The 16,456-nt window shown below is 68.8% G+C and carries 13 protein-coding genes; 2 read left to right on the forward strand and 11 right to left on the reverse strand.

All coding sequences use genetic code 11. From position 1 onward, the window contains the following. Window positions 1-26: 26 nt before the first annotated feature. Together QRN67_RS29710 and QRN67_RS29715 are read right to left on the reverse strand one after the other, a co-directional pair. Window positions 27-1,916 carry a TRAP transporter large permease gene (locus QRN67_RS29710; RefSeq protein ID WP_285414749.1) on the reverse strand — a complete coding sequence of 630 codons (1,890 nt, stop codon included), beginning with the start codon at window positions 1,914-1,916 and terminating at the stop codon, window positions 27-29. A 6-nt stretch (window positions 1,917-1,922) separates the two neighbouring features. Continuing rightward, a complete protein-coding gene (locus QRN67_RS29715) occupies window positions 1,923-2,942 on the reverse strand; it encodes a TRAP transporter substrate-binding protein (protein WP_285414750.1) in 1,020 nt (339 codons plus the stop codon). Window positions 2,943-3,076: 134 nt separating this feature from the next. Here QRN67_RS29715 and QRN67_RS29720 point away from each other — a divergent pair, with 134 nt between their 5' ends. Further along, window positions 3,077-4,153 (forward strand): LacI family DNA-binding transcriptional regulator, encoded by a 1,077-nt coding sequence (locus QRN67_RS29720; protein WP_285414751.1) that lies wholly within the window; start codon window positions 3,077-3,079, stop codon window positions 4,151-4,153. Between the two features lie 9 nt (window positions 4,154-4,162). On the opposite strand, the gene QRN67_RS29725 is transcribed toward QRN67_RS29720, so the two are convergent. Together QRN67_RS29725 and QRN67_RS29730 are read right to left on the reverse strand one after the other, a co-directional pair. Then, window positions 4,163-4,576 carry a BLUF domain-containing protein gene (locus QRN67_RS29725; RefSeq protein ID WP_285414752.1) on the reverse strand — a complete coding sequence of 138 codons (414 nt, stop codon included), beginning with the start codon at window positions 4,574-4,576 and terminating at the stop codon, window positions 4,163-4,165. A gap of 94 nt (window positions 4,577-4,670) precedes the next feature. Further along, window positions 4,671-5,300 (reverse strand): Crp/Fnr family transcriptional regulator, encoded by a 630-nt coding sequence (locus QRN67_RS29730; protein WP_285414753.1) that lies wholly within the window; start codon window positions 5,298-5,300, stop codon window positions 4,671-4,673. A gap of 196 nt (window positions 5,301-5,496) precedes the next feature. Here QRN67_RS29730 and QRN67_RS29735 point away from each other — a divergent pair, with 196 nt between their 5' ends. Then, window positions 5,497-7,743 carry a DUF6351 family protein gene (locus QRN67_RS29735; protein ID WP_285414754.1) on the forward strand — a complete coding sequence of 749 codons (2,247 nt, stop codon included), beginning with the start codon at window positions 5,497-5,499 and terminating at the stop codon, window positions 7,741-7,743. Between the two features lie 129 nt (window positions 7,744-7,872). On the opposite strand, the gene QRN67_RS29740 is transcribed toward QRN67_RS29735, so the two are convergent. The 7 genes from QRN67_RS29740 to QRN67_RS29770 form a co-directional block, all read right to left on the reverse strand. Continuing rightward, window positions 7,873-9,666 (reverse strand): carboxylesterase/lipase family protein, encoded by a 1,794-nt coding sequence (locus QRN67_RS29740; protein ID WP_285414755.1) that lies wholly within the window; start codon window positions 9,664-9,666, stop codon window positions 7,873-7,875. 70 nt (window positions 9,667-9,736) lie between these two features. After that, window positions 9,737-11,518, reverse strand: coding sequence for a tannase/feruloyl esterase family alpha/beta hydrolase (locus QRN67_RS29745; RefSeq protein WP_285414756.1), 1,782 nt, complete (start codon window positions 11,516-11,518; stop codon window positions 9,737-9,739). Between the two features lie 179 nt (window positions 11,519-11,697). Further along, entirely contained in the window at window positions 11,698-12,600 is a 903-nt protein-coding gene (locus QRN67_RS29750; protein WP_106937817.1) for an SDR family NAD(P)-dependent oxidoreductase, read from the reverse strand. Window positions 12,601-12,637: 37 nt separating this feature from the next. Further along, a complete protein-coding gene (gene kce / locus QRN67_RS29755; RefSeq protein ID WP_285414757.1) occupies window positions 12,638-13,579 on the reverse strand; it encodes a 3,5-dioxohexanoate:acetyl-CoA acetone transferase in 942 nt (313 codons plus the stop codon). A gap of 57 nt (window positions 13,580-13,636) precedes the next feature. Further along, window positions 13,637-14,386, reverse strand: coding sequence for an ABC transporter ATP-binding protein (locus QRN67_RS29760; RefSeq protein WP_285414758.1), 750 nt, complete (start codon window positions 14,384-14,386; stop codon window positions 13,637-13,639). After that, window positions 14,383-15,138: an ABC transporter ATP-binding protein gene (locus QRN67_RS29765; protein WP_285414759.1), complete on the reverse strand. Its 756-nt coding sequence runs from the start codon at window positions 15,136-15,138 to the stop codon at window positions 14,383-14,385. Before QRN67_RS29765 ends, QRN67_RS29760 begins: the two co-directional genes overlap by 4 nt. Beyond that, the gene (locus tag QRN67_RS29770) at window positions 15,135-16,454 is read right to left on the reverse strand and encodes a branched-chain amino acid ABC transporter permease (RefSeq protein WP_285414760.1); all 1,320 of its coding nucleotides are present in this window, start codon (window positions 16,452-16,454) and stop codon (window positions 15,135-15,137) included. The genes QRN67_RS29765 and QRN67_RS29770 overlap by 4 nt, the downstream gene beginning before the upstream one ends. Between the last annotated feature and the right edge of the window lie 2 nt (window positions 16,455-16,456).

Here is a 16,456-nt window from a genome sequence, read left to right on the forward strand (position 1 = left end):
ATGTGAGTGTGTTGTTGTGGTGTGCATCAGAATTTCAGGAAGCCGGTCGAAAACCACGGGACCACGGCCACGATCGCCAGGCCGACCAGCATCGCGCCGATGTAGCCCCAGATGTAGCGGATGCCTTCGTCGGGGTTGACCTTGCTCACAGCGCACGCGCCGTAGTAGCCCACGCCGAAGGGCGGCGCGAACAGGCCGATGCCCATGGAGAAGATGACGACCATGGCGTAGTGCACCTCGTGCACGCCAGCCGCCTTGGCGATGGGAAACAGCAGCGGGCCGAACAGCACGATGGCCGGAATGCCCTCGAGCACGCTGCCCAGCACGATGAAGGCGACGATCGACACGGCCAGAAAGCCGTAGGCCCCGCCGGGCAGCGTGCCCATGACCCGCGCCAGGTCCTGCGAGAAACCCGACTGCGTGAGGCCCCAGGCCATGGCCGTGGCGCAGCCGACGATGAAGATGATCGCGCCCGAGAGCGAGGCCGTGTCGACGAGCATCGGCTTGAGCCGCTTCCAGTCGAACTGACGGTACACCACCAGGCCCACGATGGCCGCGTAGACGATGCCGATGGTCGACACTTCGGTGGCCGTGGCCACGCCCTCGACCACGGCGGCGCGGATCACGAAGGGCAGCAGCACGGCCGGCAGCGCCACCAGCAGCAGCTTGCCGATCTCGCGCTTGCTGTAGCGCTGCACGCCGCTGAGGTCTTCGCGGCGGTAGCGCCACCACACCACCGCGCACAGCGCGGCGCCCAGCACCACGGCCGGCAGCAGGCCGCCCGTGAACAGCGCCGCGATCGAGATGCCGGTGACCGAGCCGATGGTGATCAGCACGATCGACGGCGGAATGGTCTCGGTCTGCGCGCCGGTGGCCGACAGCAGCGCCACCAGGTCGCCGGGCTTGGCGCCGCGCTTGGTCATCTCGGGGAAGAGCACGGGCGCGATGGCGGCCATGTCGGCGATCTTGGAGCCCGAGATGCCCGACACCAGGTACATCGCGCCGATCAGCACGTACGAGAGGCCGCCGCGCACATGGCCCAGCAGGCTGGCGAGGAACTGGATCATGGCGCGCGCCATGCCGGTCATCTCGATGAGCGCGCCCAGGAAGATGAACAGCGGCACCGCCAGCAGGATCAGGTGCGACATGCCCTCGTCGAGGCGGCCCACCATCACCAGCAGCGGCGTGCGCGTGGTGAGCGCCAGGTAGCCGAAGGTCGCCAGCGCGAAAGAGAACGCGATGGGCACGCCGGAGAGCACCGTGGCCGCCACGATGACCACGAAGAAGATCACGAGGTTGAACTTGCCGAGGCCGGCGAACACCGGTGCGGCAAGCCAGAAGGCGCCCACCAGCGCGGCCGTGCCGACGAGCGCGAGCGCGATCTGCCGGCCGGTGCACACGCGCAGCAGGCGCAGCAGTGCCATCGCCAGCATGATGCCGATGCCCGCCGGAATGGCCGCGGCGCGCCACGCGTTGCTGACCTCCAGCGCCGGCGTGACGATGAACGACTCTTCGTGGGCGTAGTCGATCGACGGCCAGATGATCAGGACGAGGAACGCGACCGAGGCCGCGATCGCGAAGGCATCGAGGATGGCGCGCGTCTGCGGGCGCACCTTCTGCACCAGCGCGGTCATGCGCATGTGCTCGCCGCGGCGCAGCGCCACCACGGCGCCGAGCATGGACAGCCACAGGAAGAGGATGGACGCGAGCTCGTCGGACCACACCAGCGGCGCGTGGAACAGGTAGCGCGACACCACGCCGGCGAACAGCACGCAGATCTCGGCGAGCACCAGCAGCGCGGCCACGGCCTCGACCGCCGCGCCGAGCACGCGGTCGATGCGCGACGCCATGCCGCTCAGCGGGTTGGCCGAGGCGCCGGCAAAGGCGGCCGCCTCGAAAGTCGATTCATGCACCATGGGTGGTCAGGCCAGCTTGCCGACCGCGCCCTCGAGCAGCGCCCAGGCCTCGGGGCCGAAGCGGCCTTTCCATTCGCCGTAGAAGCCCGACTCGCGCAGCTTCGCGCGAAAGCTCTCGGCGGCGGGACGGTTGATGCTCAGGCCCTTGGCCTGCAGGTCGCCGACCACCGATTCGTTGAGCTTGCGGATGTCGTCGCGCTGCTGCATGCCGGCATCGTTGATGGCGCGGGCGACGATGGTCTTCAGGTCGTCGGGCAGTGCTTCCCAGGCGCGGCCGTTGGCGATGAACCAGTAGCCGTCCCAGATGTGGTTGGTGAGCGAGCAGAACTTCTGCACCTCGAACAGCTTGGCGACCTGGATGATGGGCAGCGGGTTCTCCTGCGCATCGACGATCTTCGTCTGCAGCGCCGAGTAGACCTCGCTGAACTGCAGGCTGGCCGGCGCGGCGCCCAGGCCCTTGAACATCGAGATCGACAGCGGGCTCACTGGCACGCGGATCTTCAGGCCGTCCATGTCCTTGGCGGTGGCTACCGCGGCCTTGCTGCTGGTGGTCTGGCGAAAGCCGTTGTCCCACATTTTCTCGAAGGCATAGAGGCGCGACTTGGCGATGGCGCCGCGCACATGTGCGCCGAGCTTGCCGTCCATCGCGGCCCACACCTGGGCGTAGTCGTTGAAGGCAAAGCCCACGGCATTGATGGCCGCCACCGGCACCAGCGTGGCGATGACCAGCGCCGAGGGCGTGAAGAACTCGATGCCGCCCGAGCGCACCTGCGCCAGCATGTCGGTGTCGCCGCCGAGCTGGTTGTTGGGGAAGATCTTGATCTCGACGCGGCCCTTGGTCTCCTTGGCGATGCGCTCGGCCGCCTCCTGCGCGCGGATGTTCAGCGGATGCGTCAGCGGCAGGTTGTTGCCGTACTTGTACGAGAACTCGGCGGCGCGTGCGATGCGCGGCAGCGCCGTGACGATGCCGGCGGCGGGGAGGGCGGAAAGGGTGCGCAGGGCGCGCCTGCGGGTCAGCGAGGTCATGATTTTGTCTCCGTGATCGTCCAGTTCTTGCGGACTTCGGTTGATGCAATCTGATGCATCATTGAATTCAGGCCAGAGGGAAGATAAAAGGATGCATGATCCCGGTCAAACTTGGCTCTGATGGTTTTTGATGTATGAGGGATAACCCTTCACCGCTTCCCGACTCGTCTGCTTCACCTCTGGAAGCCCGCCGCGCCCGCGTGGTGGACATCGCCCGCGCGGCGCAGGTGTCGACCGCCACCGTCGACCGCGTGCTCAACCGGCGCCCGGGCGTGCGCGATGCCACGGTGCAGCGCGTGCTCAAGGCCGCGGGCGAGCTCGACTACCTGCCCGGGCCGGCGCTGTATGCGGCGCTGACGCCGCCTCCGCTGCGGCTGGTGTTCTTGCTGCCGGCGGGCACCAACCGGTTCATTCGCATGCTGGGCGACATGGTGGGCTACGCGCAGGAGCACTGGGCGCCGTTCAACGTGCAGTGCCGCACGGTGTTCATCGAGAGCTTCAATCCGCATGAGCTGGCGAACGCGCTGCACCGGCACGGCCAGCGCTGCGACGGCATCGCGATGATGGCGCTCGAGCATCCGGCGGTGCGCGAGGCGGTGGCTTCGCTCGCCGCACGCGGGCTGCCGGTGGTGACGCTGATCTCGGACCTGTCGAACTCGGAGCGCGCCGCGTTCGTGGGGCTTGACAACCGGGCCGCGGGGCGTACGGCGGGCTACCTCATCGGCCGGTTCATCGGCACGCGCGCGGCCAAGGTCGCGCTCATCGCAGGCAGCCTGAGCTACAAGGCGCACGAGGAACGCGAGGCGGGCTTCCTGCATGTCATCGACGAGATGTTTCCGCGGCTCGAAGTGGTGGGCCTGCGCGAAGGGCAGGACGACGCGGACAAGAACTACCGCCAGACGCGCGCGCTGCTGGAGCAGCACCCGGACATGGGCGGCATCTACAACATCGGCGGAGCGTCCGACGGTGTGGCGCGCGCCCTGAAGGAAGCGGGGCGCGAGCAGAAGGTGGTCTTCATCGGCCACGGCCTGACGCCCGACACGCGCGCCTTGCTGATCGACGGCAGCATGGACGCGGTGATCACGCAGAGCCCGCACACCACGCTGATGAGCTGCGTGCGCATCTTCACCAACCTGCGCGACAAGCGCGAGGCGCTCAGCGGCGTGGAAACGACGCGCAGCCAGGTGATTTTTCGGGAGAACCTTCCTTAGCCGGTGCACCTAGTGCAGGCTCACCCATTGCGGCGTTCTCGTGAGCGCACGAAAGACTGGCGCTGCTTCCGAGGGTTGGATACCGTTCAGCCCCATGTCCGCCAGAGGGCCGAGGACTTCTCGAACCTGCTCGTCCCACACCAGCAGCGCCATCGACCACCGCGGGAACGCGCGCGCCGCGATGAACCGGTACTCCAGCACGGTCAGGTTCGCATGCCGCGGGTCCTCTGCGATGTTGGCCATCACGCATTCGATGGCGGCCTCGTCGCCTTCGAGGTATTGCATGTAGTTGCGCTGGAAGTGGCACAGTGCGCCGGTGATGCCGATCTCCCGGTTGTTGCGGCGCGAGGCGCGCAGGATGCTTTCGACGTCGCCCGCCGATGGTCCCCTGGACATGCTGCGATAGATCAGTCGGGCCAGCAAGACGATGTCTCCTTGGCGTTCAAAGGCGCATGGTAGGACATTCCCCTTTCATTTGGAACAGCATGGAAATTCCACCCAATGGCGATCGCCGCCTTCACCCTCCCAGGCTCAGCGGCACGGCGCCTTGCTGGTAACCGCGCAAGCCGCCCAGGTCGAGCACGGTCAGTCCGCGCTTTTCGAGGCGGATGAGTCCAAGCGCCTGAAAGCGCCGCAGTGCCACGTTCACGCGCTGCCTTGATACGTTTGCCAGCAGCCCGATCTCGACCTGCCCGACTTCCAGGAAGCGTGGCGCGTCCGGATAGAGATCAGGGTTGAACAGGCTCGCCAGGCAGTTCGCGACGCGCGCGTCGGTGTCCAGCAGCCGCTCGTGCGCGAGCGCGCCGATGAACAGGCTCAGCCGCGCGTTCAACAGCTCCTGCAGGTAATGGTTGAACGGCACGCTGGTGCCGCGCAGCCATTCGAAGGTGCGGCGCGGCATCAGCGCGACCCGCGTGGGCCGCAGCGCGAACACGTCGTAGCGGCGCGCCTCGTGCTTGAAGAGCGATCCTTCGCCGAACCACACACCGGCCGAGACGCCGGTGAGCGTCGATATCCGCCCCTCCTGTGAGGCCACCGACATCTTGGCGAAGCCATCGACGAGCCCCATCCAGTGCTCGACCTGTTGCCCCGCCCGCGCAATGCAGGCGCCGCGCGCGAACTGCCTCTCCTGCATGCTGCCCAGCACGTGCTCCACATCCGCGGGCGCGAGACCTGCCGCCCACCTCGAGCGCCGCACCATGTCTTCCAGCTGAGGCGCGGCCGGGGCCCGGACGGAATCAGGGATTACCTCTAGCGATTGGCGCCTCATGTGTCGTCGCGACGACCGCAGCGTGGAACGTCCATCCTTAATCTTCCAGAACACACAACAGAAGGAGACTTCCATGCTCGCTACACCTCGCCGTCCGCGCAAGCGGGTTTTTCCGTGGCCCCGGATCCGGCCGCAGGCCGCCGCAGCCGGGCTCGCGATGGCCGGCGCACTGCTCGCCGCGGGTTGCGGCGGAGGGTCGGACGGTTCGGGGTTCTCGTTCATTCCGGGCGCCAGTCCCCCGCCCGTCGTGCAGACGCCGGCCGCGTTCCAGATCAGGACGCTCTCTTCCGCACCCGACATGATCAGCGGAGGCGACACGCTGATCGAAATCACCGCGCCCGTGGGCGTCGCGCTCGACAAGGTGCGCGTGAGCCTCAACGGCAAGGACGTGACCGCCCAGGTGCCCGTCGTCAACAGCACCGCCCGCGTGCTGCGCGGACTTGTCACCGGCCTCACCACCGACAAGGCCAGCGCCACCGGCAGCGTCAACACGCTGGTGGTGAGCAATGCCGATGTTGCGGCGCAGCGCACCGAGGCCCGGCTGGTCAACTATCCGATCACCGGCCCGATCCTGTCGGGCCCGCACATTTCGCCCTACGAATGCCGCACGGTGCAGAACGGCCTGGGTGCCGCGCTCGATGCCGACTGCTCGGCCGCGACGCAGGTGGTCTGGTACTACCGCACCAACGCCAACGTCTTCAAGCCGCTCGCAGACCCCAAGGGAACGCGCCCGGCCGATCTTGCTACGACCACCACGAACGACGGCACCACGGTGCCCTACATCGTGCGCGTGGAGTCGGGCACCATCAACCGCGGCGTGTACCGGCTCGCGGTGCTCGACAACCCGACCAAGGATTCGCCCGCCGCATGGAAGCCCGGCCCGGGCTGGAACAGGAAGCTCGTGGCCTACTTCGACTGCTGCGGTTCGGCGCAGTACAACCAGGGCGTGCACCCGATCGAGTCGATCCTCGGCGACGTCGGCCACATCCAGCTCTCGCGCGGCTTCGCCTTCATGAACTCGACCGAACTCTGGAACAACCAGCACGCCAATCCGCACCTGCAGGGCGAGACGCTGATGATGCTGAAGGAGCACGTGATCGAGGAATTCGGCGAAGTGCCGAAGTGGACGGCCGGCTTCGGCGGCTCGGGCGGTGCGATCCAGCAGTACCTGATCGCGCAGCTCTACCCGGGGCTCCTGGACGGCATCCAACCGATCGTCTCCTTCCCCGAGACGCTGATGCCCGAGGTGATGGAGTGCCGCCTCCTGAACAACGTCTACAAGCTCGACACCGCCACCTGGACGACGGCCAAGCAGAATGCGGTGAACGGCTTCAACACCAACACCTGCACCGCGTGGGACCTGTCGTTCGCGAGCATCATCAAGTCGGACAACGCGGCGGGCTGCGGGCTCATCGAGCCGGCCAACGTGGCGAACGTCTTCAACCGCGCGACCAACCCGGGCGGCATCCGCTGCGACCTGTTCCAGACCAACGTGAATCTGCTGGGCAAGCGGCCCGGCACGCAGGAGGCGCGACGGCCGCTGGACAACATCGGCGTGCAGTACGGCCTGGGGGCGCTCAATGCCGGCACGATCTCGGTGAAGGAGTTCCTCGACCTGAACGAGCGGGTGGGCGGCTACGACGGCGACGGCAACCCGCAGCCCGCGCGCTCCGAAGCCGATCCGGATGCGCTCAGGCTCAGCTACGCCGGCGGCTTCAAGAACGGCTTCAGGGGCGCGGGCCTTGCGAACATCCCGATCATCACGCAGCGCGGCAACGCCGATGCCGTGGGCGACATCCACGACACGACGCAGGACCTGATCATCAGAGCCCGGCTGCAACGCGCCAACGGCCGCAGCGACAACCAGATCATCTGGACGCTCGGCTCCACCTCGGGCTACGACTACATGAGCGGCTCGATCGATCTCCTGAACAAGTGGCTGGACAACATGGCGGCCGACCCGTCGCCCGCCTCGATCGACAAGGTGGTGCGCAACAAGCCCGCCGGCGCCAACGATGCCTGCTGGGACAAGACCGGCAAGCGCATCGACGAGCCCGCGTCGCTCGATGCGGCGGCCAGCTGCAACGTCGTGTACCCGCGCTTCACCACGCCGCGCATCCAGGCCGGCTCGCCGCTGGTGAACGACGTGCTCAAGTGCCAGCTCAAGCCGGTCAACCCCGCCGACTACTCAGTGACGATCGCCGGCGCCGATCTTGCGCGGCTGCAGACAATCTTCCCGAGCGGCGTGTGCGACTGGAGCAAGCCCGGCGTGAGCCAGGAGGCGCTGCGCGGCACCTACCTGCGGTTGCCGCTGAACTGACGGCCTGCACCGGGGCATGAGGATGCCTCGGCTTCGCGCGCATATCGCCGTGCGCGGCGGCTGTCGGCGCTAGCCGACAAGTCGCACGGTGGTGCCAGATATTCGCCGCCTGGAATCTACAGCCAGGCGCTACGGCTGCACCGTGATCGCCTTGGCCGAAAGCGACGCGTCGAAGTTCAGCATCGACGGGTAGGCGGACCAGCGGACCCCCAGTGCCGCGTTGTTGGGGTCGCCGGTGCGCGCGAACGCCGCGAGGCTCTTCATCATCGCGTCCGAGAGTTCCAGGCGGCCCGGCGCGTTCGCCTTCGAGTTCGCGAACCTCGCATAGAGCGACGGGCCGAAGTTGCCGAACACGAACGGCAGGTCGAACGTGTGCGCGGCGCCGAAGATGTCGTTGAACGGTGCCGGCGCCTTGTCCCAGTTGAACTGGTACCACCACAGCGGCACGTTCTGCGCCTGCAGCACCGGAAAGATCTGCTTGCGCAGCGCGATGAAGAAGTACTGGTTGTAGAGGTCGGTCCTCGCGTTGAAGCCGGTCACCGGCGTCGTGACGGGCAGGTACTGGCCGGGGATCCATTGCTCGAGGGTGGTGGCGGGCGCCGCATCCGGGTCGTAGCTGTAGGCCATCGAGAAGACCGTGGGGTCGTCCAGGAGCCGGCCGCTGATGCCGCCGAACGCCGGCGAGATCGCCAGGTTCTGCGGAAAAAGCTTGGTCTCGTCGCGCGTGTAGCCGGCCATCACCGGCACCTTCAGGAAGGCGCCCGCGTTGATCGCCGCGATCGGATCGACCGGGACCACGGTCCCGTCGTTCAACGGGTTGGATGCCGACAGGCCCAATGGCGCCAGTTTCTTGAGCACGGTCTGCAGCAGGGTGTCCGCGCTCTTCGAACGCAGGTAGGCCGCCAGCTCCGCATTGCTGCGCCCGGCAATGTAGGCACCCGCGGCGGTGTCGTCCGCCACCGTGCCGTCGGCCACCAGCAGGGCGGCCAGCAGCGCATTGACCTGGCTCGGCTGGGTGGTGGCCGTCGCCACCCCCCCGCTCAGCGGCACGAGGCGATGGAACAGTGCCGGCTTGGCCTTGACCACCAGCGGCGAGACCATCAGCGCATAGATGTTGACGGCGCCGGCCGACTGGCCCATGAGCGTGACATTGCCCGGGTCGCCGCCGAAGGCTGCGATGTTGGCGTTGACGAACTGCATCGCCTTGATCAGGTCCAGGATCGCGTAGTTGCCGGAATCGTCGTTCGCATCGACGCCGGCCTTGAGCTGGGGCGAGGCCAGGAAGCCCATGATGCCCAGCCGGTAGTTCACCGTGACGACGACCGCATGGGCGGCCTTCGCGAGCGCGGCGCCGTCGTAGACCGGGTCGCCGGTGTAGCCGGTGATGTTGCTGCCCCCGTGGACGAAGACGATGACGGGCAGCTTGTCGGTCGCGGCCGCCGTCGAAGGCGCCCAGATGTTGAGGTACAGGCAGTCCTCGGCGCCCGTGGTCTTGCCGTACGAGGTGCCGATGGTCGCGTCGTACTGGTTGTTCTGGCCCGGGCCGTAGAGGCGGCCGGTCTGGACGCAGGCGTTGCCCAGCTTCTGCGTCGCCTTGACGGCGGTCCAGGGCTCGGGGTCGACCGGTGCCTTCCAGCGCAGCGCGCCGACCGGCGGCTTGGCGAAGGGCACGCCCTTCCAGCTGTAGGTGCCGTTGCTGGCGGAATCGTCGCTGCCCAGCACCTGGCCGTAGACCGTGGCGCGCTGCAGGGCAGAGGGGGCCTCCGGGGGCGGTCCGCTGGCGGGCGGTGCAGCCGGGGAGTTCGGTGCGGGTGCCGCGACGGGCGTGAACACCGGCCCTTGGTTTCCACCGCCGCCGCAGGCACTCAGCTGCAGCAGGGCAAGGATGGCGCCGGCGATGCCGGCGCGCAGGTGGCTGATCATGGTGAAGTCTCCGTTTGTCTTGTCTTGTGTTGTGCATGCACCGGCGGCAGCATCCGGGCCTCGGCGCGTCTCAGTTCACGCACTGGAAGGACGCCGCGAGGTTCACGTTGCCGCTGCCGCGGTATTGCGCCCAGCGCGGGTAGTCGCACAGCGGCCGGGTGCGCCCCGGCACCCCGGCCGTGTCGGTCACCACCTGGCCGGCCGGCGCCGTCCCCGCTTCGGACCATGCCTCCAGCGCGCTCAGCGAATCCCAGGCGGCGTTGAAGGTGCTGCTCACCGCATGCCCGAGGCCGGCGACTTCGTAGTAGCGCACGAAGGTGTCCACTTCCGAAGGACCCATCCGCGACTGCAGCCGCTGGTAGTACTGCTCGGTGGCGCGCGTGCTCACCAGCACGTCCGCCAGGCCATGTGCCAGCAGCAGCTTGCCGCCGCGCGCCTTGAATGCCGAGATGTCGGTGCTCGCGTCCAGCTGGGTGCTCAGCGCGCTGATGCGGCTGGCCCACGGGCCCGGGTCTTCGGGGTCGAGCGAGAGCGAGTCGAAGCCGGCGTCGCGCGTCACGGAATACCTGATCCACTGGTCGGTCAGCACGCTCACGTACGGCGCGCTCGCCGGCATGGGGCGCGCGGGTTGCGACGTGCCGAACGCCAGGAAGGTCACCACCGGCTCCAGCGGCGAGGTGCGCGTGGCGATGCCGGGGTCGGCGCCCCAGATGTTGTAGCCGGGGTACTGCGTCTCGCCGCTGGCCAGCGCGAAGCGGAAGTTCGTCGGCGTGTTGATGGTCTTCATCGCGGCGATCTGCGCGTCCGACAGGCAGGTGTCGCCGGTGTCGGCGCCACCGGCGCACCGCACCGGCGCGCCGCGCAGCGTGGCGGTGGACGGATCGAAGCGCGCGTTGCACAGCGTCTGGTTGCTGATGAGCCCGTCGCTCGCGCCGTCGAGGGCGTCGCACGCTTCCATGGCCGCGTCGTACAGCAGCGCGCGCTTGGCGGTGTTGGGGTATGCGCCGGGCTGCGCCAGCGCGCGGCTCATGCGGTGGCCGCCCAGCAGCGCCGCCGCGTCGTTCCACGCGGGGTACCACGCGATGGCGCCGTCCCAGTCGGCGGGCCAGCGCTGGATGGCGGTGAGCGCCTCGCGTCCGCCGGTGGAGCCGCCCGCGAAGTACGACTTCACCGGTGCCGCGGCGAACCGCGCCTTGATCACCGCGAGCGCGGCGTCGTGCGTCTTCTTGAGCGCGTCGCCGCCGAAGTTGCGCACCGCCTCGTCGCTGAGCCCGAACAGGCCGTCCTGCGAGCCGAGCGCGTTGGCCTGGTGACCCGAGTCGCTCGCGAAGGTGGCGTAGCCGCGCCCGAGCGGCGTGAGTTTGTCGACGGGCCCGTTGGGCACGTTGCCCTTCACGTTGGGAACGGTGCCGTTGAAGCCGCCGCCGCCGAGCATGACGACCTTCCGGTTCCATGATGTCGGCAGCGCAACGGCGAACTGGATGTTGGGCGCGGTCGGATCGACCGGTGCGATCTTGCCCGCGACCTCGCAGTATTCGGGCAGCGCGGCGGCGCCCGTGCCGCCCGGTGCCACGGTCTTGGCGCTGGTCACCGTCGCACCCGAGGACGGCAGGCCGATGGCCGATGCGGGAATGGCCAGGCCCTGGAGCTGCTCGCAGGCGAGTCCTGCGGCTGGCGGCGGGGCCGCGGGCGGGGCGGGCGGTGCGGGCGGAGCAGTGGGTTGCCCTGCGGCGGGCGGAACGAGCAGCGGGAAACCGCCGCCCCCTCCGCCTCCGCCGCAGCCCGCCAGGATGGCGCTCGCGGCCAGGCAGGCCGCCGCGCCCAGGACGATGTCTCGATGGCTGGATGTCATAGGTCTCCGATGTCGTTCGTTTGAAAGCGCGCCGCCGTCGCGAGGGCCGCGCCAGCCCCTCCACGGGTGCCGGACGAAGTCTCTCGCCGTGGGCCGCCGAAACCAATGTGCGGGCCTGACACTGCCGCGCCGCGTCCTGTGTGCGGGCAGGACGCCGCGTAAACCCTCGGTTGCCAGGGTCAGTGGGGCAGGGGCACCTCGAAGCCGGCCTTGGCCAGCTCCAGCTGGTATTGCTCGAAGCCGGTGGCCGGGACGCGTTCGGCGTGCCGGTCGCGGATCTCCTCCATGCGCGCGCACACCTGCGAGGCCGTGTCGCTCGAGCCATCGATGAACACGCCCTGCGTCATGGTGATGTGCGCACTCTCGAAGCTGCCCGCGCCGGCCAGCAGGATCGCGCGCGTGGGCGCGTCCTCGCCCACCAGCGCGACCAGCCCGGGGCTCACGTATGCCGGCTGCAGCCGGGCCAGCGCCTCGGGAGGCAGCACGTCCGCGGTCATGGCCGTCGCCGCGGTCGGCGCCAGGCAGTTCACGCGGATGTTCTGCCGCATGCCCTCCAGTGCCAGCGTCTGCATGAGCCCGACCAGCGCCATCTTGGCGGCGCTGTAGTTGGCCTGGCCGAAGTTGCCGTACAGGCCGGACGACGACGTGGTCATCACGATGCGGCCGTAGCCCTGCGCGCGCATGTGCGCCCACACGGCCTTCACGCAGTGCACGGCGCCCATCAGGTGCACGTCCATGACGCGGCGGAAGTCATCGAGCGACATCTTCGCGAACGTCCGGTCGCGCAGGACGCCCGCGTTGTTCACGAGGATGTCGACGCGGCCCCACTCGCCGATCGCGCGTGCCACCATGGCTTCCATGGCAGGGAAGTCGGTGACGTCGCCGCCGTCCGCCATCGCGACGCCGCCGGCGCGCGCGATCTCCTCGGCCACGAGGGCGCCCGGCGAGCCGGCGTGGCTGCCCGCCACATCGTTGACGACCACGCGCGCGCCGTGCCGGGCGAGCTCCAGCGCATGGGCCCTGCCCAGGCCGCTGCCGGCCCCTGTGACGATGGCCACGCGGCCTTCCAACAACTTCTGCATTGCGACTCCTTGAAAAGAAAAGGGAACCTGGTTCTGGTCAGAACGCCACGGCGTCCTTGCCCTTGAGGCCGAGCATGGCGCGGGCCTCGTCGGGCGTGGCGATCTCCAGCGACAGCTCCTCGAGGATGCGGCGGATCTTTCGCACCTGTTCGGCGCACGACTTCGCGAGCTGGCCCCTGGCCAGGTAGAGGCTGTCTTCCAGCCCCACGCGCACGTTGCCGCCTATCACCGCGCCCATGGTCAGCAGCGGCATCTGGTGGCGGCCCGCGCCCAGGATCGAGAACCGGTAGCCGTCGCGGCCGAACAGGCGGTCGGCGGTGGTGCGCATGGTCACGAGGTTCTCGGGGTCGGGGCCCAGGCCGCCGAGGATGCCGTAGATGCTCTGGATGAACAGCGGCCCCTTCACCAGGCCCTCGTCGACGAAGTGCGCCAGGTTGTAGAGGTGGCCCACGTCGTAGCACTCGAACTCGAAGCGCGTGCCGCAGCCCTCGCCCAGCACGTTCAGGATGTGCTTGATGTCGCGGAAGGTGTTGCGAAAGATCAGGTCTTCCATGCCCTCGACGTAGGGCTTCTCCCAGTCGTGCTTCCACTCGGCCACGCGCCGCGCGGCCGGATGGATCGAGAAGTTCATGGAGCCCATGTTCAGCGAGCACATCTCGGGCTTGGCGCGCAGCGGGTAGGCCAGGCGTTCCTCGAGCGTCATGCGCGTGCTGCCGCCGGTGGTGATGTTGATCACCGCGTCGGTGGCCGCCTTGATGCGCGGCACGAACTGGTCGAACACCGCGGGGTCGGCCGACGGCCGTCCGTCCCCGGGGTCGCGCGCGTGCAGGTGCAGGATGGCGGCGCCGGCCTCGGCGGCCTCGATCGACTGCTCGGCGATCTGCGCGGGCGTGAGCGCCAGGTGCTCGGACATCGTCGGTGTGTGCACCGAGCCCGTGACCGCGCAGGAGATGATGACCTTGTCTGGAATGCTTTTCATGGCGTATGCCGTCGATGGATGGAAGAGGTGGGTGATGGGAAAAAAGGGCGGCCGGCTTCAGACCGCCAGCCATTCGGACACGAGCTTCTGGTCGGCCATCAGTGCCTGCGGCGTGCCCTCGAACACGATGCGGCCGTGGCCCATCACGCACACGCGCGTCGACACCTTCAGCGCGATGGCGAGCTTCTGCTCCACCAGCACCACCGACAGGCCCTTGCGGTGCATGTCGACGATGCATTCGCCCACCTGCGCCACGATCTTCGGCGCGAGCCCTTCGGTGGGCTCGTCGATGAGCATCACGCGCGGGTTGCCCAGCAGCGAGCGGCACATCGTGAGCATCTGCTGCTCGCCGCCCGACATGCTGCCGGCCTTGGTGTTGCGCCGCTCCTTGAGCCGGGGAAAGTAGTCGAACATGTCCTCGATGCGCCAGCGGTGCGCGCCGGGCGCCGCGCGCTGCTCGCCCATGCGCAGGTTCTCGTCGACCGTGAGGTTGGCGAACACCTCGCGTTCTTCGGGTACGTAGCCGATGCCGGCGCGGCACACCGCGTACGGCCGTGCGCCGGCCAGCTCGCGCCCCGCCAGCACGACGCGGCCCGCCGAGGGCGGCACCAGCCCCATCACGGCCTTCATGGTGGTGGAGCGGCCGGAGCCGTTGCGCCCGAGCAGGCTGATCACCTCGTTGCGCGCCACCCGCAGGTCGACGCCGTGCAGCACATGGCTCTTGCCGTAGTGCACGTGCAGCCCGCTGACCTGCAGCAGCGCGTCGCCGGGTGGCGTGGCGCGGGTGGTTGCCGTTGCCGTCGTCATGGCGCCACCTCCTCGCCGAGGTACGCTTCCTTGACGGCCGCATTGCCACGGATCTCCTCGGGCGTGCCGGTGGCGATCACCTCGCCGTACACCAGCACGCTGATGCGGTCGCTCAGCGAGAACACCACGTCCATGTCGTGCTCCACGATCATCAGCGCGCGGCCCTGCGTCACCTCGCGGATCAGCTGCGCGGTGTAGTGGGTCTCCTCGGTGGACATGCCCGCCATCGGCTCGTCCAGCAGGATCACCTTCGGGTCGGAGGCCAGCGTCATCGCGATCTCGAGCGAGCGCTGCTCGGAGTACGCCATCTCGCCCGCGACGGTGGCGGCGCGCGACTGCAGCCGCACCAGCTCCAGCAGGCGCTCGGTCTGCTCGCGGATGCCGCGGTCGCGGTCGATGAATGTCCAGAAGTTGTACTGCAGCCCGTGCAGGCGCATCACCGCCAGGCGGATGTTCTCGAACACCGTGAGCTTCGGGAAGATGTTGGTGATCTGGAACGAGCGCGCCAGCCCGAGCCGGTTGATGGCCTGCGGCGTGCGCCCGGCGATCTGCTGTCCCTCGAAGCGGATCTCCCCGGCCGACGGCGCCAGGTGGCCCGAGATCAGGTGGAAGAGCGTGGACTTGCCCGCGCCGTTGGGCCCGATCAGCGCGTGCCGTTCGGCGCCGCGCAGCTCCAAGTCCACGCCGCGCATGATTTCCGTGGGGCCGAAGGACTTGCGCAAACCGCGGATGCTGAGGATCGCGTCGTTCATGCGGTGCCCTCCGGGTGTGCGGCCAGGCGGGTGGAGGGGTGAGCGTTCGCGCCTGCCGCCGAGGCGCTTTCAGCATCGGCCAGCGCGCGCAGCCGCTGCCGGGCGAGGTGCGCCAGCCACGCGCCCGACGCCAGCAGCGCCGCCGGCACAGCCCAGGTCGCGAACGCGGCGGGCAGCCACGCGCGGCCCAGAAACTGAAGCGGCGGCCAGGCGCCGGCGGGCTGCAGGCGGGCCATTGCGCGATAGTCCTGCGAGAACACGCGCTGCAGCATCTCGATGGCGAAGGTGCCGCCCAGGCTCAGCAGCACCGCCGCGCCGACCGACAGTGCCACCAGCGGCACGATCCGCGCGAGGCCGAAGCGCTGGCGCAGGCGCGCGGTGGTGCCCCCCAGCCCCGCGAGCCCCGAGGGCATGAACATCATCACCAGCACGAAAAAGATGCCCTGGTACAGCAGCCAGGACTGCGTGAGATCGGACACCGCATAGCCGAAGAAGGTCATCAGCGCCGCGCCCAGCGCGGGGCCGAGGAACACCTTGACGCCCCCGATGTAGGTGTTGAGCACCACGGCGGCCGACAGGGCCGGGTCGAACACGACGTAGTTCGCGGATTCGTTGGACACCACCTGCAGGCTGCCGGCGACGCCCGCGAACATGGCCGACAGCGCGAACACCAGCATGCCGAGGCCGTGCACGTTGTAGCCGAGGAAGCGCAGCCGGTGGCTGTTCTCGCGCAGCCCGAAGGTGAGGCGGCCCAGCGGCGTGCGCGTGTACAGGTACAGCAGCCCCATCGACACCAGGACCCAGGCCAGCGTGAGGTAGTACACCTGCAGGGTCGAGCCGAAGTCCAGGCCCCATGCGGGCATGCGCATGGTCGACACGCCCGCTTCGCCGCCGAACAGGCCCTTGAGGTGCGGCGCCAGCGAATGCACCAGTTCCGCGATGGCCAGCGTGATCATCGCGAAGTAGGTGCCGCTGCGCTGCGTGGCGAACCACCCCGCGACGGCGCCGAAGACCAGCCCGCACGCCGCGCCGGCCAGCGGCAGCAGCGGCGTGGGCAGCAGCCCCGCGCCGCCCACGGCGTTCATGGCGTGCACGGTGCCGAAGGCGCCGACGCCGAAGTAGGCCGCGTGGCCGAACGACAGCATGCCGGCCTGGCCGCACAGCAGGTTGTAGGCGCTGGCGAACAGCGCGGCGATGAGAATCTGGATCGCCGCATTGAGCAAACCCTGCGTCAGCAGGAAGGGCAGGGCGGCCAGCAGCGCGGCGCCGGTGGCCGCGAGCGCGAGTGCGCGCAGGGAGACGATGGCGGGTCTCATCG

Source organism: Variovorax sp. efr-133-TYG-130, from assembly GCF_030208835.1.
Classification (GTDB): domain Bacteria; phylum Pseudomonadota; class Gammaproteobacteria; order Burkholderiales; family Burkholderiaceae_C; genus Variovorax.

Bases quoted from the DNA above. Each gene is read 5' to 3' on its own strand.
- QRN67_RS29770 (WP_285414760.1), bottom strand. From the start codon at position 16,454: ATGAGACCCGCCATCGTCTCCCTGCGCGCACTCGCGCTCGCGGCCACC.
- QRN67_RS29765 (WP_285414759.1), bottom strand. From the start codon at position 15,138: ATGAACGACGCGATCCTCAGCATCCGCGGTTTGCGCAAGTCCTTCGGC.
- QRN67_RS29760 (WP_285414758.1), bottom strand. From the start codon at position 14,386: ATGACGACGGCAACGGCAACCACCCGCGCCACGCCACCCGGCGACGCG.
- kce (WP_285414757.1), bottom strand. From the start codon at position 13,579: ATGAAAAGCATTCCAGACAAGGTCATCATCTCCTGCGCGGTCACGGGC.
- QRN67_RS29735 (WP_285414754.1), top strand. From the start codon at position 5,497: ATGCTCGCTACACCTCGCCGTCCGCGCAAGCGGGTTTTTCCGTGGCCC.
- QRN67_RS29715 (WP_285414750.1), bottom strand. From the start codon at position 2,942: ATGACCTCGCTGACCCGCAGGCGCGCCCTGCGCACCCTTTCCGCCCTC.
- QRN67_RS29710 (WP_285414749.1), bottom strand. From the start codon at position 1,916: ATGGTGCATGAATCGACTTTCGAGGCGGCCGCCTTTGCCGGCGCCTCG.
- QRN67_RS29745 (WP_285414756.1), bottom strand. From the start codon at position 11,518: ATGACATCCAGCCATCGAGACATCGTCCTGGGCGCGGCGGCCTGCCTG.
- QRN67_RS29740 (WP_285414755.1), bottom strand. From the start codon at position 9,666: ATGATCAGCCACCTGCGCGCCGGCATCGCCGGCGCCATCCTTGCCCTG.
- QRN67_RS29750 (WP_106937817.1), bottom strand. From the start codon at position 12,600: ATGCAGAAGTTGTTGGAAGGCCGCGTGGCCATCGTCACAGGGGCCGGC.
- QRN67_RS29720 (WP_285414751.1), top strand. From the start codon at position 3,077: ATGAGGGATAACCCTTCACCGCTTCCCGACTCGTCTGCTTCACCTCTG.